The 25,214-nt window shown below is 36.6% G+C and carries 22 protein-coding genes, 1 tRNA gene and 1 other RNA gene; 11 read left to right on the forward strand and 13 right to left on the reverse strand.

What is annotated here, in order from left to right; all coding sequences use genetic code 11:
* Positions 1-4 precede the first annotated feature (4 nt).
* The 4 genes from J3U74_RS10015 to J3U74_RS10030 are packed head-to-tail and all read right to left on the reverse strand — an operon-like array spanning position 5 to position 5,062.
* Complete coding sequence (locus J3U74_RS10015; RefSeq protein WP_267329301.1) at positions 5-1,645, reverse strand: ABC transporter ATP-binding protein; 1,641 nt, start codon at positions 1,643-1,645, stop codon at positions 5-7.
* On the reverse strand, positions 1,642-2,472 hold the full coding sequence (locus J3U74_RS10020; RefSeq protein ID WP_220225593.1) for an ABC transporter permease: 831 nt from the start codon (positions 2,470-2,472) through the stop codon (positions 1,642-1,644). Before J3U74_RS10020 ends, J3U74_RS10015 begins: the two co-directional genes overlap by 4 nt.
* A 2-nt stretch (positions 2,473-2,474) precedes the next feature.
* Positions 2,475-3,452 carry an ABC transporter permease gene (locus J3U74_RS10025; RefSeq protein ID WP_267329299.1) on the reverse strand — a complete coding sequence of 326 codons (978 nt, stop codon included), beginning with the start codon at positions 3,450-3,452 and terminating at the stop codon, positions 2,475-2,477.
* A 14-nt stretch (positions 3,453-3,466) separates the two neighbouring features.
* Positions 3,467-5,062, reverse strand: coding sequence for an ABC transporter substrate-binding protein (locus tag J3U74_RS10030; protein ID WP_267329298.1), 1,596 nt, complete (start codon positions 5,060-5,062; stop codon positions 3,467-3,469).
* Positions 5,063-5,397: 335 nt separating this feature from the next.
* Between J3U74_RS10030 and adhP the strand changes: the two genes are divergently transcribed.
* Together adhP and J3U74_RS10040 are read left to right on the forward strand one after the other, a co-directional pair.
* Positions 5,398-6,432, forward strand: a complete 1,035-nt coding sequence (gene adhP, locus J3U74_RS10035) for an alcohol dehydrogenase AdhP (protein WP_220218820.1) — start codon at positions 5,398-5,400, stop codon at positions 6,430-6,432.
* A 200-nt stretch (positions 6,433-6,632) separates the two neighbouring features.
* Complete coding sequence (locus tag J3U74_RS10040; RefSeq protein WP_220218821.1) at positions 6,633-8,081, forward strand: APC family permease; 1,449 nt, start codon at positions 6,633-6,635, stop codon at positions 8,079-8,081.
* Positions 8,082-8,220: 139 nt separating this feature from the next.
* On the opposite strand, the gene rimL is transcribed toward J3U74_RS10040, so the two are convergent.
* The 4 genes from rimL to J3U74_RS10060 all read right to left on the reverse strand — a co-directional run bounded on the left by rimL (position 8,221) and on the right by J3U74_RS10060 (position 11,126).
* Positions 8,221-8,772 (reverse strand): 50S ribosomal protein L7/L12-serine acetyltransferase, encoded by a 552-nt coding sequence (gene rimL, locus J3U74_RS10045; protein ID WP_267329297.1) that lies wholly within the window; start codon positions 8,770-8,772, stop codon positions 8,221-8,223.
* Between the two features lie 218 nt (positions 8,773-8,990).
* On the reverse strand, positions 8,991-10,358 hold the full coding sequence (locus tag J3U74_RS10050) for a PTS ascorbate transporter subunit IIC (protein ID WP_220218823.1): 1,368 nt from the start codon (positions 10,356-10,358) through the stop codon (positions 8,991-8,993).
* Positions 10,359-10,378: 20 nt separating this feature from the next.
* Positions 10,379-10,651 carry a PTS sugar transporter subunit IIB gene (locus J3U74_RS10055; protein ID WP_220218824.1) on the reverse strand — a complete coding sequence of 91 codons (273 nt, stop codon included), beginning with the start codon at positions 10,649-10,651 and terminating at the stop codon, positions 10,379-10,381.
* A gap of 31 nt (positions 10,652-10,682) precedes the next feature.
* A complete protein-coding gene (locus tag J3U74_RS10060) occupies positions 10,683-11,126 on the reverse strand; it encodes a PTS sugar transporter subunit IIA (protein ID WP_267329296.1) in 444 nt (147 codons plus the stop codon).
* A gap of 333 nt (positions 11,127-11,459) precedes the next feature.
* Here J3U74_RS10060 and J3U74_RS10065 point away from each other — a divergent pair, with 333 nt between their 5' ends.
* The 3 genes from J3U74_RS10065 to J3U74_RS10075 all read left to right on the forward strand — a co-directional run bounded on the left by J3U74_RS10065 (position 11,460) and on the right by J3U74_RS10075 (position 16,371).
* Positions 11,460-12,488, forward strand: a complete 1,029-nt coding sequence (locus J3U74_RS10065; protein ID WP_267329295.1) for a LacI family DNA-binding transcriptional regulator — start codon at positions 11,460-11,462, stop codon at positions 12,486-12,488.
* Between the two features lie 895 nt (positions 12,489-13,383).
* Positions 13,384-14,685, forward strand: a complete 1,302-nt coding sequence (locus J3U74_RS10070; protein ID WP_267328926.1) for a DUF4225 domain-containing protein — start codon at positions 13,384-13,386, stop codon at positions 14,683-14,685.
* A gap of 1,365 nt (positions 14,686-16,050) precedes the next feature.
* Positions 16,051-16,371 (forward strand): hypothetical protein, encoded by a 321-nt coding sequence (locus J3U74_RS10075; RefSeq protein WP_267337975.1) that lies wholly within the window; start codon positions 16,051-16,053, stop codon positions 16,369-16,371.
* Positions 16,372-16,655: 284 nt separating this feature from the next.
* Here the strand turns inward: J3U74_RS10075 and J3U74_RS10080 are convergent.
* The 3 genes from J3U74_RS10080 to tgt form a co-directional block, all read right to left on the reverse strand.
* A non-coding RNA gene (locus tag J3U74_RS10080) (RtT sRNA) lies at positions 16,656-16,780 on the reverse strand.
* Between the two features lie 40 nt (positions 16,781-16,820).
* Positions 16,821-16,897 (reverse strand) — tRNA-Pro (locus J3U74_RS10085).
* Between the two features lie 72 nt (positions 16,898-16,969).
* Positions 16,970-18,106 (reverse strand): tRNA guanosine(34) transglycosylase Tgt, encoded by a 1,137-nt coding sequence (tgt, locus tag J3U74_RS10090; protein WP_267328987.1) that lies wholly within the window; start codon positions 18,104-18,106, stop codon positions 16,970-16,972.
* A gap of 138 nt (positions 18,107-18,244) precedes the next feature.
* On the opposite strand from tgt, the gene J3U74_RS10095 reads away from it, so the two are divergent.
* The gene (locus J3U74_RS10095) at positions 18,245-18,925 is read left to right on the forward strand and encodes a M48 family metalloprotease (RefSeq protein ID WP_267328986.1); all 681 of its coding nucleotides are present in this window, start codon (positions 18,245-18,247) and stop codon (positions 18,923-18,925) included.
* Positions 18,926-19,003: 78 nt separating this feature from the next.
* Here J3U74_RS10095 and queA read toward each other — a convergent pair whose 3' ends face one another.
* Entirely contained in the window at positions 19,004-20,044 is a 1,041-nt protein-coding gene (gene queA, locus J3U74_RS10100) for a tRNA preQ1(34) S-adenosylmethionine ribosyltransferase-isomerase QueA (protein ID WP_267328985.1), read from the reverse strand.
* Between the two features lie 154 nt (positions 20,045-20,198).
* On the opposite strand from queA, the gene J3U74_RS10105 reads away from it, so the two are divergent.
* On the forward strand, positions 20,199-20,957 hold the full coding sequence (locus J3U74_RS10105) for a M48 family metallopeptidase (protein ID WP_267328984.1): 759 nt from the start codon (positions 20,199-20,201) through the stop codon (positions 20,955-20,957).
* A 135-nt stretch (positions 20,958-21,092) separates the two neighbouring features.
* Here the strand turns inward: J3U74_RS10105 and J3U74_RS10110 are convergent, their stop codons facing one another.
* Positions 21,093-22,307 carry a pyridoxal phosphate-dependent aminotransferase gene (locus tag J3U74_RS10110; RefSeq protein WP_220218832.1) on the reverse strand — a complete coding sequence of 405 codons (1,215 nt, stop codon included), beginning with the start codon at positions 22,305-22,307 and terminating at the stop codon, positions 21,093-21,095.
* Between the two features lie 146 nt (positions 22,308-22,453).
* Here J3U74_RS10110 and J3U74_RS10115 point away from each other — a divergent pair, with 146 nt between their 5' ends.
* From J3U74_RS10115 to J3U74_RS10130, 4 genes are all read left to right on the forward strand, one after another.
* Positions 22,454-22,723 carry an ACT domain-containing protein gene (locus tag J3U74_RS10115; RefSeq protein WP_065562050.1) on the forward strand — a complete coding sequence of 90 codons (270 nt, stop codon included), beginning with the start codon at positions 22,454-22,456 and terminating at the stop codon, positions 22,721-22,723.
* Between the two features lie 42 nt (positions 22,724-22,765).
* A complete protein-coding gene (locus J3U74_RS10120; protein ID WP_267328983.1) occupies positions 22,766-24,121 on the forward strand; it encodes a PFL family protein in 1,356 nt (451 codons plus the stop codon).
* Between the two features lie 322 nt (positions 24,122-24,443).
* Positions 24,444-24,920, forward strand: coding sequence for a PTS sugar transporter subunit IIA (locus tag J3U74_RS10125; protein ID WP_267328982.1), 477 nt, complete (start codon positions 24,444-24,446; stop codon positions 24,918-24,920).
* Positions 24,921-24,929: 9 nt separating this feature from the next.
* Entirely contained in the window at positions 24,930-25,208 is a 279-nt protein-coding gene (locus J3U74_RS10130) for a PTS sugar transporter subunit IIB (protein WP_220218834.1), read from the forward strand.
* The last annotated feature ends 6 nt before the right edge of the window (positions 25,209-25,214 follow it).

Below are 25,214 nucleotides of genomic sequence, written 5' to 3' on the forward strand. Positions count from 1 at the left end.
CTCCTTAAATATGAATAGCGGGCGACATATCAATTAATCGATGTGGATTCCATCCTTTACCAGGAACCGCATCAAGTAGATCTTTGGTATAAGATGCTGTCGGATTTAGAAAGACTTGTGATGCGATACCTTGCTCGACGATTTTTCCTGATTTCATTACAATAATATGATCACAAATTTGTGCAGCAACTCGCAGGTCATGGGTGATAAATAGAACCGTTAAATCCAGCTTTTTTTGTAATTGCGTTAATAGTTCAAGAACTTGTGCCTGAACTGAAACATCAAGCGCCGATACCGGTTCATCAGCAATCAATATTTTCGGCTCTAATGCTAATGCTCGAGCAAGGCCTATTCGTTGCCTTTGTCCTCCTGAAAATTCATGAGGATAACGGTTTAATGCCTCGCTTTCCAATCCCACCATGTTGAATAACGCTTTTGCTCTTTTGATTGCTTCGTGTTTGTTTGTTCCGTGAAGTATTGGTCCAATCGTAACTTGATCGCCGACTTTTCGACGTGGATTTAATGACGCATAGGGATCTTGAAAGACCATCTGAATATGGCGTGAATATTGTTTAAGTTTTTTCCCTTTTAAATTGGCAATATCTACATCTTCAAAGTTGATTTGACCGCTGTCTATTTCTAATAATTTAATAATGCATCTGGCTAACGTTGATTTACCTGAGCCGCTTTCTCCCACAACGCCTAAAGTACTCCCTTTATGTAACTTAAAGCTAACATTATTAACCGCATAGGTTGTACGTCGGTTTTGCTTAAAAAAGCTATGATTGTGATACGTTTTTAATAGGTTGTTCACTTCAAGAATAATCTCTTTATTAATACGTTGAACATCCCCAGGAGTAAGGGGAGGGACAGCGGCTATTAACGCTTGTGTATAAGGATGTGTTGGCGAATTTAATACGTCACTCGCTAAGCCTTGCTCAACGAGTTGTCCTTTCTGCATAACCGCAATACGAGTTGCAATATCAGCAACTACACCAAAATCATGAGTAATGAATAATACAGCGGTACCTTTACGTGATTGTAGTTCACGTATCAATTTCAATATGCATGCTTGAGTTGTGACATCTAAAGCTGTTGTTGGTTCATCAGCAATCAAAATAGCGGGTTCTAATGCTAATGCCATAGCAATCATGGCTCGTTGACGCTGACCACCAGAAAGTTGATGTGGATAAGCTTTAGCAACAGACTGTGGATTGGGCATTTGCACATCCGTTAATAATTGGATAACTTTTTGGTTTATCTCTTGTTTAGTTAACTTAGTGTGGATAGTGAACATTTCACTAATTTGATTAGCGATGGTTTTTAATGGATTTAGCGCAGTCATCGGGTCTTGGAAAACCATACCAATATGCGCACCACGAATTTTACGCATTTGTTCATCATGGTAAGTGAGTAAGTTGTTTCCGTCGTAATCAATCTCACCTTGAGAAGCAATAATACCGTCAGGTAATAATCCCATGATTGCATTGGATAATAAAGATTTACCCGAACCACTTTCACCAACAATACATAGGATTTCGTTAGCATAAAGATTTAGTGAGACATTATTAACCGCATATTTCCGATCCGAACCATGAGGCAAATCTAGGGTTAAATTTTTAATTGATAGTCTTTTTTGATTCATCGTTTTTTTAACCTTGGATTGAGTGCATCATTTATTCCTTGTCCAACTAATGATGCAGATAAAACGGTTAGCAATATTGCAATGCCAGGAATAGCTGAAACATACCATTGTTGACGTAATACTAGTCGTCCATTACCGACCAGATTCCCCCATGATGAAATATTGGGATCGGAAAGGCTCAAAAAAGCTAGCGCACTTTCCATTAATATCGCGGTTGATAAAATAACACTGGCATACATAATTACTGGCGGTAATGCGTTTGGTAAAATCTCTTTAAACATGAGTCTAGTTGAGCTCATGCCTATGGTTTTTCCCGCCTGAACAAATTCACGATTGCGTAATGATAAAAATTCTGCTCGAGTTAACCTTGCAACGGGTGGCCAAGAAACAACACCAATTGCAATCACCACAATATTGATTGTTGAACCAAATACCGCAACAGCAACGAGTAATAGTAAAAAGTTAGGTAAAATCTGGAATGCTTCTGTAAGGCGCATCAGTATGTCGTCAACCCATCTTCCGTAGAATCCTGAGATGGCACCAATAACCACACCAATAATAATTGCTATGAATGTTGAGATAAGTCCGATAATCAGTGATACTTTTGCACCATGAAAAAGCTGGGCAGCGATATTTCTTCCTGCTTGATCTGTTCCCAGGATAAATTTAGGATTTGTAAAAGGCCATTGTAATGGGCGACCCGCTAAGCGAAGCGGATTGCCAGGAAAAAACCAATCTGCGCTTAATGCAATTATGATAATTAATAACAGTAAAATTGTACCAATTCTAGCAATTGGGCTACGGAAATAGTCTTTTAATATCGCCATCATTAATGTCCTGTAATGCGTGGATCGAGCTTTGCGTAAAGCATATCGACAATAAAATTAATAATGATAACGAGTATTGCTGAAACAAATACTACGCCAAGTAAAGTGTTTAGATCTCTTTGTACTACAGAATCATAGGCAAGTCGTCCTAATCCTGGAATGGCAAAAATGGTTTCAATAACCACCGAACCGCCTAACATGGTGCCTGCTTGTAGACCGATTAGTGTTATCATTGGTAACATGGCGTTACGTAGTATGTGATTAACCAGTATCTGGCGGCTACTTAATCCTTTCGCTTTAGCTGTTTTTACAAAGTCTAAGGTCGATACTTCAAGTAATGAAGCGCGCATAATGCGTAAATAGATTGCTAGATAAACTAAAGCTAGGGTAGTAGTTGGCAAGATTAAATACCATGCAATATCAAAAAATGCTGAAATACCCGTTAATGATTCGCCGATACTGCCAAACCCACTAGGTGGTAGCCAATTCAAATAAATTGAGAAGAAGACAATTCCCATGAGAGCTAACCAAAATGAAGGTGTTGAATAAAAAATTAGTCCCAGTACTGAAATGAGTGTATCTGGCCAACGATTCACTTTTTGAGCGGATAAAATGCCAAGGATTGTACCGAAGGTAAACGCTAAGAACATTGCGCAAACCATCAATAGTAATGTAGCCGGTAAACGTTCTAAGATCATATGGCTAACTGGCTTATTATATATTGCTGATTGCCCCAAATCTAAATGAACTAATCGCCATAAATAATTGATTAATCGTGAACTTGTTGATTGGTCAAGTTCATAATGATGACGCATTTCATCAATAACGCTTGACTCGGCACCACCAATTTGGGCAAGTAAAGCATCCACTGTATCGCCAGGCGCCAATTGTAATAATAAAAATAGCGCAATTAGTATGATAACCAGTGCTGGAATCGTGGTTAATAATCGTCTAAGTGCTAAAGTCAGTATATGCGTCATCATTTCACCTTAACTTAGTGTTCTATCCATACATCAAACCAACTACTTGATGGCCAACGTGCTGTATTATGATGATTGTGTACTTTGTTATTAATCACTGAGATGAATTCACGTTCTGTTGCGAACCAGAGTGGTAGTTCAGTATTCACGACATCAACTAGTTGACCATAAAGTGCTTTACGTTTGACTGGATCTATTTCAGTTGCGGCACTATCGATTAATTGGTCGACAGCATCTGATTTCCAGCCATATTGATTTGTCCAAGGCGCTCCTTCAGGACTGCCAGAACGTAACCAAACAGTTGTCGAAACTGCCGGATCGCCTCTATATTGGTGCCACCCTGTTGCAATATCAAAATCGTGGAGTTTATAAACGGCATTTAAAGCGCCAGCAGTGTCGAGATTAACGATAACCACATTAATGCCGATTTCAGCTAAAGATTGTTGGATAAATGTTGCAAAAAGTGGAACATCTTCACCATTATTAATATGGACTAATTTTAAGGTAAAACGAGTGCCGTCAGCTTTTCGTGGATAACCTGCTTCATCTAATAATTGTTCAGCTTTTTCTCTATCAAAAGAGTAAACAATTTTACTGTCTTTAGGGTAAAAAACGTTTGATGATGGAATAATACCGGTTGCAGGCTTACCAAATCCGTATAAAAAGTCATCGATGAAGAAAGGAATATCGAGTGATTGAACAATTGCTTTGCGAACATTTAGGTTAGCAATGATCGGATTGCGGAAGTTAAATTCTAAAGTATTATTGAAAATATTTGCTTGAGAACCTTTTGTTAAAACCTCAAATTTTGAGTTTTGTTTGAATCGATTAATATCAGCAAGGCTTAATTTTGAGTAGGCACTTAAATCAATTTGTCCACTTTCAAGTGCAGCTGATGCTGAAGAGTTATCGTTAATAATGCGCCAGATTATTTTATCTAAATAAGGATATCCTTTTCGCCAATAATCAGCATTGCGTTCAACAATAATATGTTGTCCTCGTTGATATTCAACGAACTTGAATGGCCCAGTCCCTACAGGTGCTGTGTTATAAGGATTATTTAATACATCGGTGCCTTCGTACAAATGTTTGGGAACAACATAGCCAAGATCAACTAAAGCTCTTAATAGTAAATCTAATGGCATTGGACGAGAATAATTGAATACCACTGTATGGTCATCAGGTGTACCGACAGAGGTTAAATTAAGTTGTAATGTAGTTGAGAAATTTAATCTTTTTTTCCAAAACTCTAGTGCATTATATTTCACATCTTGTGATGTAAATGGTTTACCGTCGTGCCATTTGACGCCTTCACGTAATTTAAATGTTATTGTTTTTCCATCCGGTGAGGAAGTCCATGATGTAGCAAGAACAGGAACAATTTGGCCATCTGCATCGAGATCGACTAATGATTCAACTACTTTTCCTGATACTTCATATACCCCCGTTGACGCGCGTAAAGCTGGGTTGAGAACTCTTTGTTCTCCTGAATAATGGACAACTAGTGTTCCACCTCGTTGCGGTGTTTTTTCATCCGCCATTGAATAAAATGGTAACAAAATTGAGAGTAATCCTATAATAAATGTTTGTTTGATATTGAATAATTTCATGTATGCTCCTTACAATTGTTGTCACCATATTTTCGGTATTTATCACTATGAAATTTTTAGGATTTCACTATAAAAATTTTTAGTAACGTTGAGAAATGCCGATATCGCATATTTATATTACTTTTAGTTATATATTTACTCGCGAGGCTAACTTGTAGAATTTTTATTATCATCATTATTTTTAGATGTTTAATGTAAATATCGCTTATCGGTATAACGTTAAAAATAATTCTTCTTTTTATTGATATTTGTGAAATAGCGCATATTTTTTTTTAATAAATAGTCTAAAATACAACCAATTTGGTTTTGAATTTTTAAATATTTAGGAGAAAGAAATGAAAGCAGCTGTAATTAGACAAGAGTGCGATGGTCAAGTTGAGATTAAAGATATTCCGGTTCGTCCTTTAGAAGCGGGTGAAGCTTTAGTTGAGGTTGAATATTGTGGTCTTTGTCATACAGACATCCATGTCGCATCCGGCGATTTTGGTAAAAAACCTGGTCGGGTGATTGGTCATGAAGGTGTAGGGATTGTGACCAAAATAGCGCCAGATGTAAAAAGCTTAAAAGTCGGAGATCGGGTCAGTATCGCTTGGTTCCATGCCGGCTGTGGGACTTGCGAGTATTGTATATCAGGTAATGAAACATTTTGTCGCAGCGCCTTAAATTCAGGATACAGCGTTGACGGTGGAATGGCAGAGCAGTGCATTGTGAAAGCGGATTATGCTGTGAAAGTCCCGGACAATTTAGATCCGGCGCAAGCAACCAGCGTCACTTGTGCTGGTGTGACAACTTATAAAGGCATTAAAGTGGCGGACACCAAACCGGGCCAATGGCTTGCCGTTTTTGGTATTGGTGGGCTTGGTACGCTGGCTATTGAATATGGTAAGAATGTTTTCAATAATAAAGTTGTTGCGATCAGTAATAGTGACAGTCAATTAGAGCTGTGCAAAAAGCTGGGCGCTGATTTAGTTGTCAATCCGAAAAAAGTACCGGATGTGGGTGCTTATATTAAAGAGCATACTGGCGGTGGCGTACATGGTGCCGTTGTAACATCAGTTACTAAAACTGCATTCAATCAGGCAATTGAGTCTGTGCGTCCGTTAGGGCGTGTGGTGGCGTTAGGCTTGCCTTCAGAAACCATGGACTTAAGTATCCCGAAAACGGTGTTAGACGGTATTCAAGTTTTAGGTTCACTGGTGGGTACACGTGAAGATCTGGCTGAAGCATTCCGATTCAGCGCCGAAGGAAAAGTGGTGCCTATTGTTGAAAAACGCCCATTAGAAGATATCAACGAAATGATTGAAGAGATGAAAGCCGGTAAAATCCGGGGTCGTATGGTTATTGATATGAAGATGAAAAAGCAAAAATAGGGTAATAATCTTTTAATTTCAGCCAAAATAAAACAAAGCTAGCTTATTGCTGGCTTTGTTGCTTTTAAATAATTCAACCTTTATTTTGCTTGCATTGTCATCTTATTTTGTCAAATATCATCAATCTTTCTTGTATTTTATCTATAAAGCCCTATTATAGGCGAATTTTGCTAGTATATTTATCTGTTTAGGGGATAGTTATGTCTGAACACAATTTAGAAAATAAATTGCGCAAAGATCTGGGGTTAGTCTCTGCGTTATCACTGGTTGTCGGTATGGTTTTAGGTGCCGGTGCATTTATGAAACCTCCTGCGGTGTTGGAAGTTGCGGGCGATTATAACCTTGCGCTATTGGCGTGGATCATTGGTGGCGTTTTTTCAATTTGTGGCGGATTAACCCTTTGTGAATTGGGTGTCATGTTTCCGAAAACCGGTGGCATGCTGGTTTACTTAGAAAAAATTTACGGCGATAAAGTTTCCCACCTTTATGGTTGGATGATAACCGTATTATTTGCACCGTCATTAGTGGGGGCATTAGTCGGCTATTTCAGTTCGGTTTTTTGCCTTTTATTCAGTATTAATGATGCCTACCGAATGGCTGTAAGTGCCGGTGTGTTAGGCTTTATTGCTATAATCAATTCAATTGGTGTTAAACAAGCGGGCTATCTGCAAACTATTGCCACCGTTTGCAAACTTATTCCGATATTACTGTTAGCTGTATTTGGCTTACTGAAAGGTAACGGTCAAGTTGCGTTGTTTAGTGCCAGCGGACAAGGTATCGAAACCTATGCACCGTTTGCGGTGGCGATTTTAGCGACCTTGTTTGCTTATGACGGTTGGGCGCAAGTGGCATCGGTTGCCGGTGAGATTCATAATCCTGCAAAAGTGTTACCTAAGGCGATTATTTTAGGCATTATCTTTTTGGTGGTGGTTTATGCCTGTATCAATATTGCTTTATTTAAAATTTTCCCGGTGCAGGAGATGGTTTCGCTCGGTCATGATGCATCTGCGGTGGCATCGCAACGTATGTTCGGGCATTTAGGTGGAAACTTAGTTGCTGTGGGAATTATGATCTCAATTTTAGGCGGTATTAATGGTTATATTATGACATTATCCCGCACTATTTTTAGTATGGCAGAGCGGGGAACGATCGTCGGTGCGCGTTATTTAAGTACCCTTGATGAAAATAGTCGCTCGCCAATTAATGCTATTATTGTGCTGGTAATCTTCTCTTTCTTATATTCCACCTTGCTCGATGCCGATCGCTTATCGGAAATTTCGATGTTTTCAATATGGGTATTTTATCTATTAACATTTGTCGGAGTGATTATTGCTCGCAAAAAATATCCTGATGTACCAAGAAGTTATAAAGTTATCGGCTATCCAATTATTCCGATTATTGCAATTTTAGGTGCCGGTTATGTGATTTATGGTATGTTGGTTTATCAAACAACAAACGGCATTGCTTCAATTATTTTGACGTTAATTGGCTTACCGTTGTACTACTATTATCACCGAAAAAATAAAGATAAAGATCTTTCACTCGGTGAGATGAAAAACTATCAAGCGAAAACCAAATATATGATTGTTGTCATGTTGATGTGTATTATTGCCGGTTTAGTCTTTTATGGCTGCCTGTTTAGTCATTGATGAACCGCAATAATCTGATAAAACGATGATTAAAAGGCCTGACTCCGGTAGAATATCGAAATCAGGCCTTACAAGCCGCTTAACAAAAGAGTCCAACTTTATGGAGTCACTTCAGTCTGTCGGTTTTTTGTGCCCAATTTTAGAGATAAGATGAAATTAGTGCATACAGATTTTGGTCATAAAAAGTACCGTTTAAATATTCTGCTTGCTTAAGTACTCCCTCGTGCTCAAAGCCACAACGTTTAGCTACCCGATTACTTTTATCATTGGCTACTGAACATTTGATAACAAAACGTTTAATCATTTTATTCACAGCGTAATATTCGGTTAATGCCAGCGTTGATTGCGTGATAATCCCTTTACCTTGTGCTTGATTATCAAGCCAATAGCCAATATAAGCCGTTTTGTTTGCTTTATCAATTTGGTTAAAAGCAATGATACCTACCGGCTTATCTTCAAATAGAATAATGTAGGTTTTACTGATATCTTGTTGATGCGTAATTAAACTGTCGCTCAAAAATTTTTCAGTGTCAGAACGATTTTTTACCCACTTAGGCCAGGCCATAAATTGGCTAAAATTATCACGATTGGCATCGATGACTGAGTATAGCGCTGTTGCATAAATTGTATTTGGCGCTGTTAAATATACATTTTGATTGACATAGATAGTATCGGTGTTTGGGGTTGTCATGATTTATTCCATTAAATGCGTTCGGGCTACCCATAGCGTAACTATATTTGTTTATTGCACTTCGGCTAATTTTAGGGCAAAAATTGCGATAAATGAGCGTTAAAGTCAGTATACTATCACGCTAAGCGGTTATCATCGATTATTCATTACAGTTTAGTCAATAATAAAATGCCAGACATCTTTGTCCGGCATTTTATAGGGTTTAGGGTTATTGACTATTATTGGTTTTCATTCTCATCTGTCTTAGTTTTGACAGTGTAGTTGTAAACGACTAATAAAGCAAAGATAGCAATAATAATCCACATAATGACATCTTTATTAAACCATTTTGCCATATTACCTAAAATAATGCCGACGCCACAAAAATCGACATCAGAAAACGTGGTATTGGCAAAACCAAGTGATCCTAAAACCGGTAATAATACCACCGGTAAAAATGTCACTAATAAACCATTGGCAAATGCGCCAAGCATTGCGCCTCGACGTCCACCCATTGCATTACCAAATACGCCAGCAGTTGCACCACAGAAGAAATGTGGAACCACGCCCGGTAAAATGAGCACAGCGTTAAGTTGACCTAGAACAAATAATCCGACTAATCCACCTAAAAAGCTGAATAAAAAGCCAATTAATACGGCATTAGGGGCATAAGGGAAGACGACAGGACAATCTAAAGCTGGTTTTGCATTTGGGACTAACTTTTCAGAAAACCCTGTAAATGCCGGGACAATTTCAGCAAGTATTAAGCGCACACCTTGCAATATAATAAAGACGCCTGCGGCAAACGTAATTGCCTCAATAATGGCATAAACTAAATAATTATCACCATTACTTAGATTGGCTTCAATATAGTCCGAACCGGCAAATACTGCCAAAATAAGGTAGATAATCATCATCGTTAATGAAATTGAAATGGAACTGTCTCGTAGAAAACTTAAGTTTTTCGGTAAGTTCATCTCTTCGGTTGAACGTGACCCTTTTCCTACCGCCATGCCAAGCCAGCCAGCTAAAACATAACCTAGTGTACCAAAGTGACCAAATGCGACATCATCATTTCCGGTAATTTTACGCATTTGCGGTTGCGCTAAAGCGGGGAAAAACGCCATAATCAATCCTAACACTAATGCCCCTGTCAAGATTAATTGCCAATCTTTAAACCCAGAGACAGTTAAAATAATACTGATCATACAAGCCATATAAAAAGTATGGTGACCGGTTAGAAAGATGAATTTTAAGCGAGTAAAGCGTGCCACAATAATGTTTGCAATCATGCCAAACGCCATAATTAGGGCTGTTGCCGTACCATACTCATTTAATGCCATAGAAACAATGGCTTCATTATTTGGAACGATCCCTTGTAATTTAAACGCTTGTTCGAACATGATGCCTAATGGCGTAATTGCGCTGATAAGTACCGTTGCACCGCCACCTAAAACCAAAAAACCTAAAATAGTTTTAATCGTTCCTTTAACCGTATCGGCAAATGATTTGCGTTGAGCAAGCAGCCCCACCATAGCAATCAGCCCCACCAATACTGCGGGCACTTTTAAAATATCGACGATAAATTTTATTATTTCTTGAATCATAGCAACACCTCATGATTTGATCATTGCTTAGCGAAATGTTCAACGAGTTTTGCTTCCAAATCGTTGATATCAATAATATTATTTAGTACAACTAATTTATCGGCTGGAATACCGGAGCTGGCGGCAAGATCTTTTGTCATCACAAACAGGTCTGCTTGATCTGGCGTTGCCGAAGCAAGATCTGCATGGGTCACTTCTGCATCAATATTAAGTTTTTTGAGGACTTTTTTGATATTCATTTCAACCATAAAACTACTACCAAGGCCTGAGCCACAAACTGCCATAATTTTCATATTGTTTATCCTTTTACTTATACGTTGGAAATTAATATTGTTTGATAACCGCCAAAATTTCATCACGATTTTGTGCATTGAAAATTTTCTGGATATCGTCAGATTCGCCAAACAGTGCCGCCAATTGAGTTAACATTTCGATATGGCTGGTACTATCGTTAGCGGCTAATAGAGTGATTAAATAGACTGGATCGTTTTCTTCTGAATTAAATTTAACGCCTTGTTTAACCAATAACATCGATAGGCTTAATTGGTTTACGCCTTGTTCTGGTCTTGCATGAGGCATTGCAATTCCGGGTGCCAAAACATAATAAGGACCTATTGATTTGTGTAGTTCAAAAATAGCCTTAATATAATCTGATGTAATTGTTTTATTCTTTAATAATGGCTCAGCACAAAGTGTTATCGCTTCTTGCCAATCTTCGACTGAATCAACAACATTGACTGTTTCATTAGTTAACCATGTACCTAACATTTTACCTCCATTAAGACCGTTAATCATTTTGATAATCGGTTAGAAAATTATCATATTAAGTAATAATAGAAATCAAAAATTGTCAGAAATGTGATAGCGCTATCAAAGTTAGAAAATTTTTTTTCGATTGTGTGACATAGATAACATTTTTAATGTATTAATTCTAAACTATTCCGCTTTGACATACTAGAATTAGAAAAAAGTCATAATTTAGCTATAAACTGCTTGATGCATTGTAGATGATTATTGAGTAATCTTCTGTTTTTTACTATCTTTACAGCAAAAATTGTATGCGTAAATGAATATATAAATCAAATTCAATCGGGATGAAAGATGCAGGATACTAAAAAACGTCGAAATACAGGGCAGATTACTTTATTTGATGTTGCTAAATATGCTGGCGTGGGAACAATGACGGTCTCTCGGGCTTTACGCACGCCGGAAAGGGTATCAGATAAGCTTCGACATAAAATTCAATTAGCTGTTGAGACATTGGGCTACAAGCCGAATGTCGCCGCCAGTTTATTAGCATCAGCCAGCGCCAATCGAGTGATTGCCGTTATTACCACTCGAATTTATGATTATTCCGTAAGAATATTGCTTGATTCGCTACAGACACAGTTAGCTAAAGAGGGGTATACCACGCTTATCATTGAATCTTATCATTATCATAAACAAGAGTCCCAATTATTAGAGACGCTTTATAGCCATAATCTTGAAGCTGTCTTGCTGTTTTATGTTGAAAATGATGATCTGATAAAAAAAATTGTTCAAAATAAAACAATCACCGTAATGAATATCGGTAAAAAATATGATGAATCAATCGATGTCGATGTTGGCTATGATGATAGTTTAGCGATGTATAAATTAACAGAGCATGTGATTAATAAAGGGTATCGAAATATTGCCTTACTTTGTGCAAATCAGCAATATCATCTATTTCAACAGCGTTTACATGGTTGGCATAAAGCGATGCTTAATTATCACTTGCCGACTCATCGTATCATTCATGCCGCCAAACCAGCGAACTTTAGTACCGGCGCACAGTTGCTTGCCGATATTTTGTTAAACTGGTCTGAGGTTGATGCGTTAATTTGTACCACCGATGAATTAGCTTGCGGTGTGCTATATGAGTGTCAACGGCGACATATTCGAGTTCCTTATCAATTGGCAGTCAGCGGTTTTGGTGATAATGAGTTTAGTGAAGTCTGCTTTCCGCCGTTAACCACTGTTGCGTTACCGTCTAAACAAATTGGCGAATACACGGCGGCGTTATTGCTAAATAAATTAAAAAATGGGGAGCCAATTAAATCAGAAAGCACGGAGTTTTTACCGATCATAAAATCACGAGCCAGTTTGTAATAAAAAATAATAAAAGAGATAATAAAAAAGCCTACTCAATGAGCAGGCTTTTTTTATATAAAGATAAATTATCAGCAATATTTTGATGTCCATATTCAAGACGGAACTATTAAGTAAAAGGAATAACACACATGATTATATTGATTTACATTGCGTATTACTTTTTCTCAATTATGCCTATTATGATTTCTTATCGCTTTAGAAAATATACAATAAGTGATTATCACTATAATAAAAAGTTGAAATGGCAAAGGCGCATTATGTTGGTTTTCAATTATGTTGCTTTAGCTGTTCAAATTATAATTGTATGTAAACTTAAAATTATAGTATGTTCTAATCAACATATTGCACAATCTGCATAATAATAGAAATGAAAAAATAATAGAAATGAAAAAATAATAGAAATGAAAAAATAATAGAAATGTGATAGCGCTATCAAAGTTAATATAAAATTTATCTGTTTTGTGATACAGATAACATTTTTAGTAAATGGATAAAAAATATTTTTTTAAAGTACAAATATTATATCGATAATAATGATTAAAAAACAGCTTAAACAATCGGCTCTTGATTACTAACCATACTTAAATTCATTTCACGGTTTTTGAATAAATTACTAGTAGATAATAAGGTTAACGTTACTAATTACTATACGTGACATAAATCAAACTATTAAACAATAAGTATTTTATTTTACAGATTAAAACTTTTTCTTCATACCAAGGTGTAAAATTATGTATAAAGAGGTGTTGCAAATAAGATATTGCCTAATCTTTCAATCAGTTATAATAATTTATTCTGCTATAAAATCGCATAAATAAAGTTTTTTAGTTTGTTTTTTAATTCATTTGATATAGTATTATTTGTTCGAAGTTTGTTAAATGAAAATATTATAATGAGTAAAAAAATTGCTGTAATAGGTGATGATACAACAACCGGTGGTAAAGTTATTTCGTCATCAGTTCTAGGTTTTAACCATATCGACGCTATAGCATGTTTAGGGGATTATGCTTCATGCCCTAAGTGTAAAGGTTCTGGAAAAATTATTGAGGCGACTGATAAACTAATCGTTGAAGGCAAACCAGCTGCTTATGATGGGTGTATTATTGCATGTGGATGTCGTCCTATCGGTGTTAATCGAATTATTGCAACCAAAAGTCTGATATTTGTTGATGTAACAGCCTCCTATTATACAAATAAGTCAAATCCTATTAATAATGCGTTTTCAACAATTGCGCAAAATGATATTCACACACAAATTAAATCATTAGTAGCATCAAATGAAGATAAAACAAAGATTCGTCTTGACGCTCAAAATTTACTTAATTGTGCGCATGAAGTTTGTGAAAAACATCTTTACCATGATGATATAAAACAAGATTTTATTGATGATATTGATAATTTTGCCTCAAACATTGTAAATCAAGTCGAAAGCGGAGCTATGAGTTATGAACAAGGCTCGGAAGCGATAAAATCTGAAGAAAAGAGCTTATTGGATCAAAGTATTCATTGGGCTCTTAGGGGACTAAATGTTTTAGGTGGTGCAGGCTTGATGGTGACTGGGATTGCAATGTGCACAACTGGTGTGGGTTTTATACTTGGCTCATATATAGCAGCGCATGGAGCTAATAGTATTTATGAAGGGATAACCGATGAGGATGGTTTTATAAAATCAGTGTATCAAGATGCTGCGGTAAGATTGGGAATGTCTAAAGAGGCAGGTTCTTTGGCGTATGATTTAGTTGATATAGGTCTATCCGTACATGGTAAACTTAAATTAGTTCCTAAAATTGATAAAAGTTTTGCAATTAATCAGTACAATCGTACTAATCCAGCAAAATTCAAATTATTTCATTATGGTAGAAAGGATTTGACACAAGCATATAGACAGATGAATAAATGGTTGTTAAGTTCTGAAATAATGAGTGATAGTTTATCTTTATATGAAATTTATCAAGAGGCTGAAAATATATTAGTTAAAGATAAAGAGAATGGTGATACAAATCTATATATTTCAAATCCAGAACAGATTGATAATATAGAGAAAATTGTAGATAATTGTGCAATAGTAGTGCGGATTACAGGTCGAGAATCTGATATAGATGACCAGTCTAATTATTCATTGTGCACGCGCTTGGATGGTACTACATATCGGCAATATTTTGATGGGCATATTGAAGAAGGTTCCATGGAGTAAAAGGAATTACACAGATGATTATATTGATTTATATTGCGTATTACTTTTTCTCAATTTTGCCTATTATCATTTCTTATCATTTTAGAAAATATACAATAAGTGATTATCATTATAATAAACGTTTGAAATGGCAAAGGCGCATTATGTTGATTTTCCATTATATTGCTTTAGCTGTTCAAATTATAATTGTATGTAAACTTAAAATTATAGTTCGTTCTAATCAAGATTATTATCCTCTTTTATTATCGGGATTTATATTTCTAATTATTTATAATTTTTTTTCAATATCCTGGTTAGAAAGCCCAAAAGAGTATTTAAAAAAGAAAAAATGGAAATAATAATGAATTTAGTGAAGTTAGCTTTCCACTATTAACAACGATTGCATTACTTTCCAAACAAATTGGAGAATATACGCCGACTTTAATGTTACATAGATTAAATAACAAAATAGTTTGCATTGAACATAGAGTGAGGTTTATCGCTATTTAAAATATATGTTAAATAAAAAAGAGAATTAATGGGATAAATTTTATTATCAAACCCCAGAAATATAAAAGCCTACTCAATGAGCAGGCTTTTTTCATATAAAGATAAATAGTTGTTAAGTTGTGAAATATTAAGTGATGTTATGTATTTAAGTAAAATTTATGAACAAAGCAAAAATATTTTTTTAAAATAATGAGCTTGATGAGGTGAATCTATATACTTAAAATCCAGAAGAGATTGATAATATAGAGAATATTGTAGATAGCTGTGCAATAGTAAAAGGATTACAGGTTAAAAATCTGATGTAGATGACCCACCTAATTATTCATAGTGCACGCACTAGGGGGGGACATATTGACAATGTTTTGTTGCCAATATTCAAGACGGATCTATTAAGTAAAAGGAATAACACAAATGATTATATTGATTTACATTACGTATTACTTTTTCTCAATTTTACCTATTATCATTTCTTATCGTTTTAGAAAATATACAATAAGTGATTATCATTATAATAAACGTTTGACATGGCAAAGGCGCATTATGTTGGTTTTACATTATATTGCTTTAGCTGTTCAAATTATAATTGTATGTAAACTTAAAATTTTAGTTCGTTCTAATCAAGATTATTATCCTCTTTTATTATCGGGATTTATGTTTATAATTATTTATAATTTTTTTTCAATATCCTGCTTAGAAAGTCCAAAAGAGTATTTAAAAAAGAAAAAATGGAAATAAGAATAAATTTAGTGAAGTATGTTAAATAATGTAGATGACCAACCTAATTATTCATTGTGCACACCTGGATGGTACTACATATCGGCAATATTTTGATGTCCATATTCAAGACGGATCTATTAAGTAAAAGGAATAACACACATGATTATATTGATTTACATTACGTATTACTTTTTCTCAATTATGCCTATTATGATTTCTTATCGCTTTAGAAAATATACAATAAGTGATTATCACTATAATAAACGTTTGAAATGGCAAAGGCGCATTATGTTGGTTTTCAATTATGTTGCTTTAGCTGTTCAAATAATAATTGCATGTGAACTTGAACGTATCGTTCGTTCTAATCCAGATTATGGTCCTCTTTTATTATCAGCATATATTTTTCTAATTATTTATACTTTTCCAATATCATGGTTAGAAAGCCCAAAAGAGTATTTAAAAAAGAAAAAATGGAAATAACAATTAATTTAGTGAAGTGGGCTTTTCGCCATTAACGACTGTCACATTATTTTCAAACAAATTGGAGGATATATGGAGACTTTAATATTACATAAATTAAATAACAAAACGGATTTGATCGAACCTACATTACTCCAATTAGAGCTGATGATTCAAGCTAGAGTGAAGTTTATCGCTATTTAAAATATATGTTAAATGAAAAAGAGAATTAATGGGATAAATTTTATTATCAAACCCCAGAAATAAAAAAGCCTACTCAATGAGCAGGCTTTTTTATATAAAATTGGTCGGCGAGAGAGGATTACTCGCATTTCATGCTCGCCCTTCGGGCCGTTGCTAAAGCAACGTTGTCTCGCTGCGCTCGGCTCGAACCTCCGTCGGTTCTCATCCTCTAAACTGAAGCGGATAGCAAAAAAGCCTACTCAATGAGCAGGCTTTTTATATAAAATTGGTCGGCGAGAGAGGATTCGAACCTCCGACCCACTGGTCCCAAACCAGTTGCGCTACCAAGCTGCGCTACTCGCCGTTAGGATGCGCATAATACTGCGCTAACCTCGATGTGTCAATAGTTACCCCTAAAAATTATGATGATAATTTTTTATTTTATGAAAGGGGCGGGGGTTTTGCCGATTCTTTGGTAAAACTCAGCAACAAATTCTTCGTAACGTTGATTAGCAACCGCTTCACGAATTTCAGCCATTAAGCGTTGATAATAACGTAAATTATGAATGGTATTGAGCCGTGCCCCTAATATTTCTCCACATTTATCTAAATGATGAAGATACGATTTCGTGTAATTTTTACAGGTATAACAATCACACTCAGGATCGAGCGGGGTTGTGTCATCTTTATATTTGGCATTACGAATTTTAATGACCCCATTAGTGACAAACAGATGCCCGTTACGTGCATTACGAGTTGGCATCACGCAATCAAACATATCAATACCACGACGAACGCCTTCTACTAAATCTTCGGGCTTGCCTACACCCATTAAATAACGTGGTTTATCAGCAGGTAACTGTGGACAGGTGCCTTCTAAGATACGATGCATATCGGCTTTAGGTTCGCCAACTGCTAATCCACCAACGGCATAGCCGTCAAAACCAATTTCGGTTAATCCTTTAATAGAGATATCACGTAATTCTTGATGTATACCGCCTTGTACTATACCAAATAAGGCATTTTTATTGCCTAATTCATCAAAACGTTGGCGACTACGTTTTGCCCAGCGTAGGGACATTTCCATTGATTTTTTGACATAGTCCCACTCGGCAGGAAACGGTGCACATTCATCAAAAATCATGACGATATCAGAACCAAGATCATATTGAATTTCCATTGAAATTTCAGGCGATAAAAAGATTGAATCACCATTAATTGGGTTGCGGAAATAGACCCCTTCTTCTTTAATTTTGCGAATATCACCAAGGCTAAACACTTGGAATCCGCCCGAATCGGTTAAAATTGGACCATGCCACTGCATAAAATCATGCAAGTCACCATGTTTACGCATAATCTCTTGTCCGGGTCTTAGCCATAAATGGAAAGTATTACCCAATAGGATTTGTGCGCCGGTTGCAGCAACTTCTTCAGGCGTCATCCCTTTAACGGTGCCATAGGTACCAACAGGCATAAATGCGGGTGTTTCAACAGTATATTCGACGCCACGGCGATCGAACTTCATTCGTCCACGGCGAGCTAAGCCGTCAGTATTATCGAGTTCAAATTTCATTTTTTTGTGTTAACCTCTTGCGACCAAATAAACAGTTTGGCGCTAATTATTGATATAATACGTTATCGTATTATTTTGCGGTGCGTAGTTTATCGTGCTTAGGTTGAATAAACAATATTTGAAAGGAATTAGACACTTTTGAAACCAATAATTTTACTATTTTTATCTTTATTGACGTTTTTTTTGTTTGGATGCCAAACTGATCAAACTAAATTGCCTAAGATTATTACTGCCGAACAAATTAAGGCATTATCTGAAAATGATCTGTTTGCGATAACTACACTAGCGTGTATTGAGATAGATGACCGCGCTATTATAGCGGCAGATAATCACAAGTTAACTAAACGGTTAAACGCAGTGGCTAAGACCTTACCGCAAAAAGCCAACAATATTGCATTAAATTACAAGGTTTATATCGACACTCAGCCTAATGCATGGTCAACAGCTAATGGTTGCATCCGGGTGAACAGTGGGTTAATGAAATTGTTAGATGATAACGAGTTGCAAGCTGTTTTGGCGCATGAACAAGCGCATGTTGCCCTTAAGCATACCATTAGTTTAATTCGTCAGGCGCCCTATATTGAGTTTACCAATAAAGCCAATGAGCTGGTCATTCTCACAAAAGAAGAGACGGCTCAACAGCACGAGATCGAAGCGGATAATTATGCTTTACAGCTATTAGTAAATGAAAATATAGATCCGCAAGGTTTAGTGAATATGCTTTTAAAGATCCCGTTTCATTCAGTAACCGGATCAACGACTCATCCTTCAAGATCAAAACGGATAAGTAATATTGTCAATAAGTTAAACGCTAAGTAAGCTGATAGAAAAGTTATCTAAATAGCCAACGTGTCTTATTCGAATTGAGACTATTGGCTATTTACTTAGTGCTGCGCATCACGATTTATTATTGCTTGCATGGATGAACATAGCATCGCCATAACTAAAGAAACGGTACTGCTGGTCAACGGCGTGTTGATAGGCGTGCATGGTATTTTGGTATCCGGCAAATGCTGAAACAAGCATAATTAAAGTCGATTCGGGTAGATGAAAGTTAGTAATAAGTGAATCGATGACATTAAACTTATAGCCCGGATAAATAAAGATTTGGGTGTCAGCGAAAAATGGGGCGATTTGACCGGTTTTTAGCGCTGCGCTTTCTAAGGCTCGAACAGATGTTGTACCGACTGCAATCACTTTATTGCCTCTTGCTTTACAAGCCAATACCGCATTAACAACCGATTCAGGCACTTCGGCATACTCTGAATGCATAACATGAGTTTCAATATTTTCAACTCTTACCGGTTGGAAGGTGCCAGCACCGACATGTAAAGTGACAAATTGCATCTCTACGCCTTTTTGCTTTAACTTTTCAAGCAATGGCTCATCAAAGTGCAGTCCAGCGGTTGGTGCTGCAACGGCTCCGGGCACTTTGTTGTAAACCGTTTGATAAACTGTGCGATCTTGTTCTTCATCAGGACGATCAATATACGGCGGTAATGGAATATGTCCAATTTTGTTTAAAATTGATAGAACATCATCAGGAAATTGCAATTCAAATAGAGCATCATGTCTTGCAAGCATGGTGACGCCAACAGATTCATCTTCCCCTAAGATTAATTGTGCTCCCGCTTTAGGCGATTTTGATGCTTTAACATGGGCGAGCGCACGGTTGTCATCTAAAATTCTTTCTATCAATATTTCGATTTTTCCGCCAGATGCCTTTTTGCCATATATGCGTGCAGGAATCACTTTGGTGTTATTAAAAATAAGTAAATCACCGGCATTAATCATATCCGTGATATCCGTAAATACCTTATCTTCAATTTGACCAGTATAACTATCAAGCGATAAAAGGCGACACGCACTTCTGGTTGTTGCAGGGTGTTTGGCAATCAGCTCTTTGGGCAGGGTGAAATCAAAATCGGATAGTTGCATTGTCGGTACCTCAAAAAAAGAGGCATTAGTCTAAATCTCAAATTGTGACTATTCAAGTAATTATTTGTTGATTATTATGACAATTACGTTAAAATTCTGCAAATCTAACTTAAAGTTAGACAAATGTAATTTACAACAATATAAGGATAAGGTTATGAAAACACATCAAAAAACATTGCTTGTAGCACTTCCTTTAGTAGCAGCAATGTCACTAGTTGGCTGTAAGTCTATGAGTGCTGACAGTATCGCTAGTCTCGGCATGAAAGGTTTAAGCGCAGCAACACTTAGTGATGATGATGTCAGAACATTGAGCCAAAAAGGTTGCGCCCAAATGGATGCGAAAGCTAAAATCGCACCAGCTAAAAGCGCTTATACCAAACGTTTAAATAAAATTGTTAAAGCACTAGGTAACAACGTAAACGGTACGCCAATCAACTACAAAGTTTATATCACTAAAGATGTAAATGCATGGGCAATGGCTAACGGTTGTGTGCGTGTATACAGTGGTTTAATGGATAAAATGACTGATAACGAAATTCAAGGCGTATTAGGTCACGAATTAGGTCACGTTGCTTTAGGTCATAGTAAAAAAGCATTACAAGTTGCTTATGCAACAGAAATTGCTCTTGAAGCAGCATCATCTTCAGGAAATTCAACTGTAGCAGCAATCTCTCAATCAGAAATTGGTGCTTTAGCTGCAGCTGTAGTTAATTCACAATTCTCACAAAAACAAGAGAAAGATGCTGATAATTTTTCATTTGATTATTTAACTGAAAGAAAAATTAACCCAATTGGTCTAGCAACTGCGTTTGAAAAATTAGGTGGTGGTAACGCTTCGATTTTAAGTACCCATCCGTCTAATCAAGATCGTATTGATAACATCCGTAATAGAATTGCTAAATCGAAAAAATAATTCTTTTTTAGGAATGTATAAAAGCGCCATATTTGGCGCTTTTTTGTAAAGAAGATACAGATATCGTTTTATAAATTATAATTTAGTCAAGTAAATATCCCCAGCATTAGGCGGGGGGAACTCATAGCAACCTTTTTATTGTTTATAGCGAGATAAAAAGTTACCAAAGCGGTTAATGGCATCTTCAAGATCACCGGTATGTGGCAGTGCAACAATTCTTACATGATCGGGTTTGTGCCAATTAAAGCCACTGCCTTGCACTAACAATACTTTTTCTTGTAATAAAAAGTCTAATACTAATTTTTGGTCATTGTGAATATTAAACTTTTGTTGATCCAGCTTTGGAAACAGGTATAACGCGCCTTGTGGTCTGGTGCATGAAACGCCCGGAATCTCATTTAACAACCGCCAAGCTAACATACATTGATCATATAAACGACCGCCCGGCACAATAAATTCATTTATACTTTGATACCCACCCAGTGCACCTTGAATAGCATGTTGTAATGGCACATTGGCGCATAAACGCATCGAGGCGAGCATATTTAATCCTTCAATATAGCCTTTTACATGCTGTTTAGGTCCACAAAGCGCCATCCAACCTTGTCTGAAGCCTGCTACTCGATAGGTTTTTGATAAGCCGCTCATGGTAACAACAAATAAGTCAGGAGCAAGGGCGGCAATCGAATGATGCACGGCATCATCATATAAAATCTTATCGTAAATCTCGTCTGCAAAAATAAGCAAATTATGTTGGCGAGCAATTTCGGCAATCTCAAGTAACACTTCTTTGCTATAAACTGCGCCGGTTGGATTATTAGGATTAATGATCACAATCCCTTTGGTTTTGGGGGTGATTTTTCGTTTTATATCCTCTAAATCCGGTGACCAGTTGGCCTCTTCGTCACATAAATAGTGAACGGCATTGCCACCGGATAAACTAATTGCCGCTGTCCATAATGGGTAATCAGGCATAGGCACTAAAACTTCATCTCCGCTATTAAGTAGTGCTTGCATCGATTGCACAATCAGTTCCGACACACCATTGCCGATATAGATATCTTCAATATCTAAATTGGTAATTCCTCTGGCTTGATAGTGTTGCATAATGGCTTTACGAGCTGAGTAAAGCCCTTTTGAATCGCAATATCCTTGCGCAGAAGGTAAATTACGAATGACATCAACCAATAATTCATCAGGGGCGGCAAAACCAAAAGGGGCGGGATTTCCAATATTGAGTTTAAGGATAGTTTGACCTTCTTCTTCAAGTCGTTTTGCATGATCTAAGATAGGTCCACGAATGTCGTAACAGACATGATCCAATTTATTGGATTTTTGGAAATTTATCATAACTTCGCCCTTTCAGTTTATTCTAATGATATTTTTATTTTTGTTGAAAAAAACAATCTACTCCTATTTCGATAATTTTTGAAGATGTTATTATAACCAACTCGATAAATATCTTTTAATTGTGTGAATTTTGTGCGGAGTATGTGATGAAAACGATCTTAACTGTCATTGGAAAAGACCAAACCGGAATAATTGCGGGAATTAGTCAAAAGCTGTTTGAATTAGATATCAATATCTTAGATGTGAGCCAGACGATCATGGATGAATATTTTACCATGATTATGTTGCTTGATTTATCCAAAATAAAAGTCTCGTTTGATGAAGTTAAAACTTCGCTAACGCAAACAGGCGACAGACTCAAGGTAAAAGTAAATATTCAGCGAGAAGAGATTTTCGATGCTATGCATCGTTTGTAATTTCAATTCTAATTCTACATTTCTTACTTAAGGATAGGACTAATGGAAACAAAACAGATCCTCGAAACAATTAAAATGATTGAGGAAGAAAAACTTGATATCCGCACAATAACCATGGGTATTTCTCTCCTTGATTGTATCGATAGTAATGGTGAGAAAGCTCGCCAAAAAATTTATGACAAAATAACGACATTAGCTAAAGATCTTGTCAAAGTTGGGGATCAAATCACTTCCGAATTTGGCATCCCTATTATCAATAAACGTATTTCCGTCACGCCAATATCTTTAATTGCCGGCGCCAGTGATGATAAAGATTATGTTGCCTTTGCTAAAACCCTTGATAGTGCAGCGAAAGCCGTTGGTGTTAATTTTATTGGTGGGTTTTCTGCCTTAGTACAAAAAGGCTATCACAAAGGGGATGAGATTTTAATTAAATCCATTCCGCAAGCGCTGGCTGAAACTGAGCGAGTGTGTGCATCGGTCAATGTTGGCTCAACTCAAACCGGTATCAATATGGATGCGGTTAAGCAAATGGGGCAAATTATCAAACAAGCGGCGGAATTAACCGCTGATAATAGCAGTATGGCATGTGCAAAATTAGTTGTATTTGCCAATGCCGTTGAAGACAACCCTTTTATGGCTGGCGCATTTCATGGTGTTGGTGAAGCCGATTGTGTGATCAATGTCGGCGTTAGTGGACCGGGCGTTGTTAAACGTGCGCTTGAGAAAGTAAAAGGTCAACCTTTTGATGTGGTTGCCGAAACGATTAAAAAAACTGCTTTTAAAATTACCCGTATGGGGCAATTAGTTGGAAAAGAAGCATCAGAGCGCTTAGGTGTGAAATTTGGTATCGTAGATTTATCGCTCGCACCGACGCCGGCAATTGGTGATTCGGTTGCGCATATTTTAGAAGAAATGGGACTGGAAGTTGTCGGCACACATGGCACAACGGCAGCTTTGGCAATGTTAAATGATGCCGTTAAAAAAGGCGGCGTAATGGCGTGTGGTCATGTTGGTGGTTTAAGTGGCGCCTTTATACCCGTTTCCGAAGATGCCGGCATGATTGATGCGGTTAATTGCGGGGCACTTAATCTGGAAAAACTCGAAGCCATGACCTGTGTGTGTTCAGTTGGTCTTGATATGATAGCCATACCGGGTGATACCTCCGCTGAAACGATTTCTGCTATTATTGCTGATGAAGCGGCAATCGGTGTCATTAACCACAAAACCACTGCCGTGCGGATTATTCCGGCTGCGGGATTAAAGGTGGGTGATAATATTGAGTTTGGTGGATTACTCGGTCATGCTCCTGTGATGCCGTTGAGTAAATTCAGTTCATTTGATTTCATTCATCGTGGCGGACGAATTCCGGCACCAATTCACTCTTTCAAAAATTAAATAACCTTCAATACTTATTGTGATTCTGTCTATTAAATTGCTAATAGCAGAATCACAATTGCCTAACTATCTAACTATCTAACTATCTAACTATCTAACTATCTAACTTGGTATAACTATTTTCAGATATTTCCCGCATTTTTTTAGCGATAACTTTTATCCCTATGATGTGCAATTTTATGGATATTTTTTGGTATCAAATCCAATAGTCTGCGCTGTTTTAATTTCCTAAAATCAATGACATCAAATAATTACTGTATGAGTTAGTCATCAAAATCAGCCCGATTTAAAAATGACTAACGACATAATGATGGAGGATGAAATGGAAAATGAATCTAATAACCAGCTGTTTTGTAACGATCTGATTGTGTTAGATAGAGACTTCCAAAATTCAAATCAATTTTTTGATTTTACTTTTTCAATTCTACAACGTGGTGGTTATGTTAATCCAACATTCTTAGAAGCGATTAAACACCGAGAGTCTTTATTTCCGACCGCTTTACCGACCAAACCTTATGTGGTGGCAATGCCACATACCGATATCGAACATGTTATTAGACCATTCATTTTCTTTACTCGAGTGAAAGGAACAATCCCTTGGTGTGAAATGGCAAATAATGATCATGTTTTAGATGCTAATTTTATCTTTCTATTGGGATTTAACCAAAAAGATGGACATATTGATTTATTACAAAAATTGATGTCCTGCTTGGTAAATTCATGTTTTTTAGAGGCGCTATATCAGGCAAAAACAGAACATGAAGTTTTTAACTTATTGACGTCAAATATCCATTTATAAGGAGGCATTATGAAAAAGGTTATTGTTGCATGTGGGAGTGGAGTGGCCACATCACAAACGGTTGCAAGTAAGGTGACACGCTTATTAAAAGAGAGAAATCTTAATGATATTAAAGTGGAAGTTGTCGATCTTAAGTCGGTTGATTCTCACATTAAAAACAGTGCGGCATACATTGCCATTACCAAAATTGAGAAAACATATCCTATCCCGGTTATTAATGGCATTGCTTTTTTAACCGGAATAAATATGGATGCAGAACTGCAAAAAATTATCGATGCCTGCAAATAGGAGTGT

It is taken from the genome of Gilliamella sp. B3892 (assembly GCF_026536305.1).
Taxonomy (GTDB): domain Bacteria; phylum Pseudomonadota; class Gammaproteobacteria; order Enterobacterales; family Orbaceae; genus Gilliamella.

Coding starts and splice junctions, on each gene's coding strand:
- tgt (WP_267328987.1), bottom strand. CDS start 18,106: ATGAAATTTGAACTCGATAATACTGACGGCTTAGCTCGCCGTGGACGA.
- J3U74_RS10065 (WP_267329295.1), top strand. CDS start 11,460: ATGCAGGATACTAAAAAACGTCGAAATACAGGGCAGATTACTTTATTT.
- adhP (WP_220218820.1), top strand. CDS start 5,398: ATGAAAGCAGCTGTAATTAGACAAGAGTGCGATGGTCAAGTTGAGATT.
- J3U74_RS10075 (WP_267337975.1), top strand. CDS start 16,051: ATGATTATATTGATTTACATTACGTATTACTTTTTCTCAATTATGCCT.
- J3U74_RS10115 (WP_065562050.1), top strand. CDS start 22,454: ATGAAAACGATCTTAACTGTCATTGGAAAAGACCAAACCGGAATAATT.
- J3U74_RS10130 (WP_220218834.1), top strand. CDS start 24,930: ATGAAAAAGGTTATTGTTGCATGTGGGAGTGGAGTGGCCACATCACAA.
- J3U74_RS10025 (WP_267329299.1), bottom strand. CDS start 3,452: ATGACGCATATACTGACTTTAGCACTTAGACGATTATTAACCACGATT.
- J3U74_RS10125 (WP_267328982.1), top strand. CDS start 24,444: ATGGAAAATGAATCTAATAACCAGCTGTTTTGTAACGATCTGATTGTG.
- rimL (WP_267329297.1), bottom strand. CDS start 8,772: ATGACAACCCCAAACACCGATACTATCTATGTCAATCAAAATGTATAT.
- J3U74_RS10055 (WP_220218824.1), bottom strand. CDS start 10,651: ATGAAAATTATGGCAGTTTGTGGCTCAGGCCTTGGTAGTAGTTTTATG.
- J3U74_RS10120 (WP_267328983.1), top strand. CDS start 22,766: ATGGAAACAAAACAGATCCTCGAAACAATTAAAATGATTGAGGAAGAA.
- J3U74_RS10070 (WP_267328926.1), top strand. CDS start 13,384: ATGAGTAAAAAAATTGCTGTAATAGGTGATGATACAACAACCGGTGGT.
- queA (WP_267328985.1), bottom strand. CDS start 20,044: ATGCAACTATCCGATTTTGATTTCACCCTGCCCAAAGAGCTGATTGCC.
- J3U74_RS10050 (WP_220218823.1), bottom strand. CDS start 10,358: ATGATTCAAGAAATAATAAAATTTATCGTCGATATTTTAAAAGTGCCC.
- J3U74_RS10030 (WP_267329298.1), bottom strand. CDS start 5,062: ATGAAATTATTCAATATCAAACAAACATTTATTATAGGATTACTCTCA.
- J3U74_RS10020 (WP_220225593.1), bottom strand. CDS start 2,472: ATGGCGATATTAAAAGACTATTTCCGTAGCCCAATTGCTAGAATTGGT.
- J3U74_RS10105 (WP_267328984.1), top strand. CDS start 20,199: ATGAAAACACATCAAAAAACATTGCTTGTAGCACTTCCTTTAGTAGCA.
- J3U74_RS10060 (WP_267329296.1), bottom strand. CDS start 11,126: ATGTTAGGTACATGGTTAACTAATGAAACAGTCAATGTTGTTGATTCA.
- J3U74_RS10040 (WP_220218821.1), top strand. CDS start 6,633: ATGTCTGAACACAATTTAGAAAATAAATTGCGCAAAGATCTGGGGTTA.
- J3U74_RS10110 (WP_220218832.1), bottom strand. CDS start 22,307: ATGATAAATTTCCAAAAATCCAATAAATTGGATCATGTCTGTTACGAC.
- J3U74_RS10015 (WP_267329301.1), bottom strand. CDS start 1,645: ATGAATCAAAAAAGACTATCAATTAAAAATTTAACCCTAGATTTGCCT.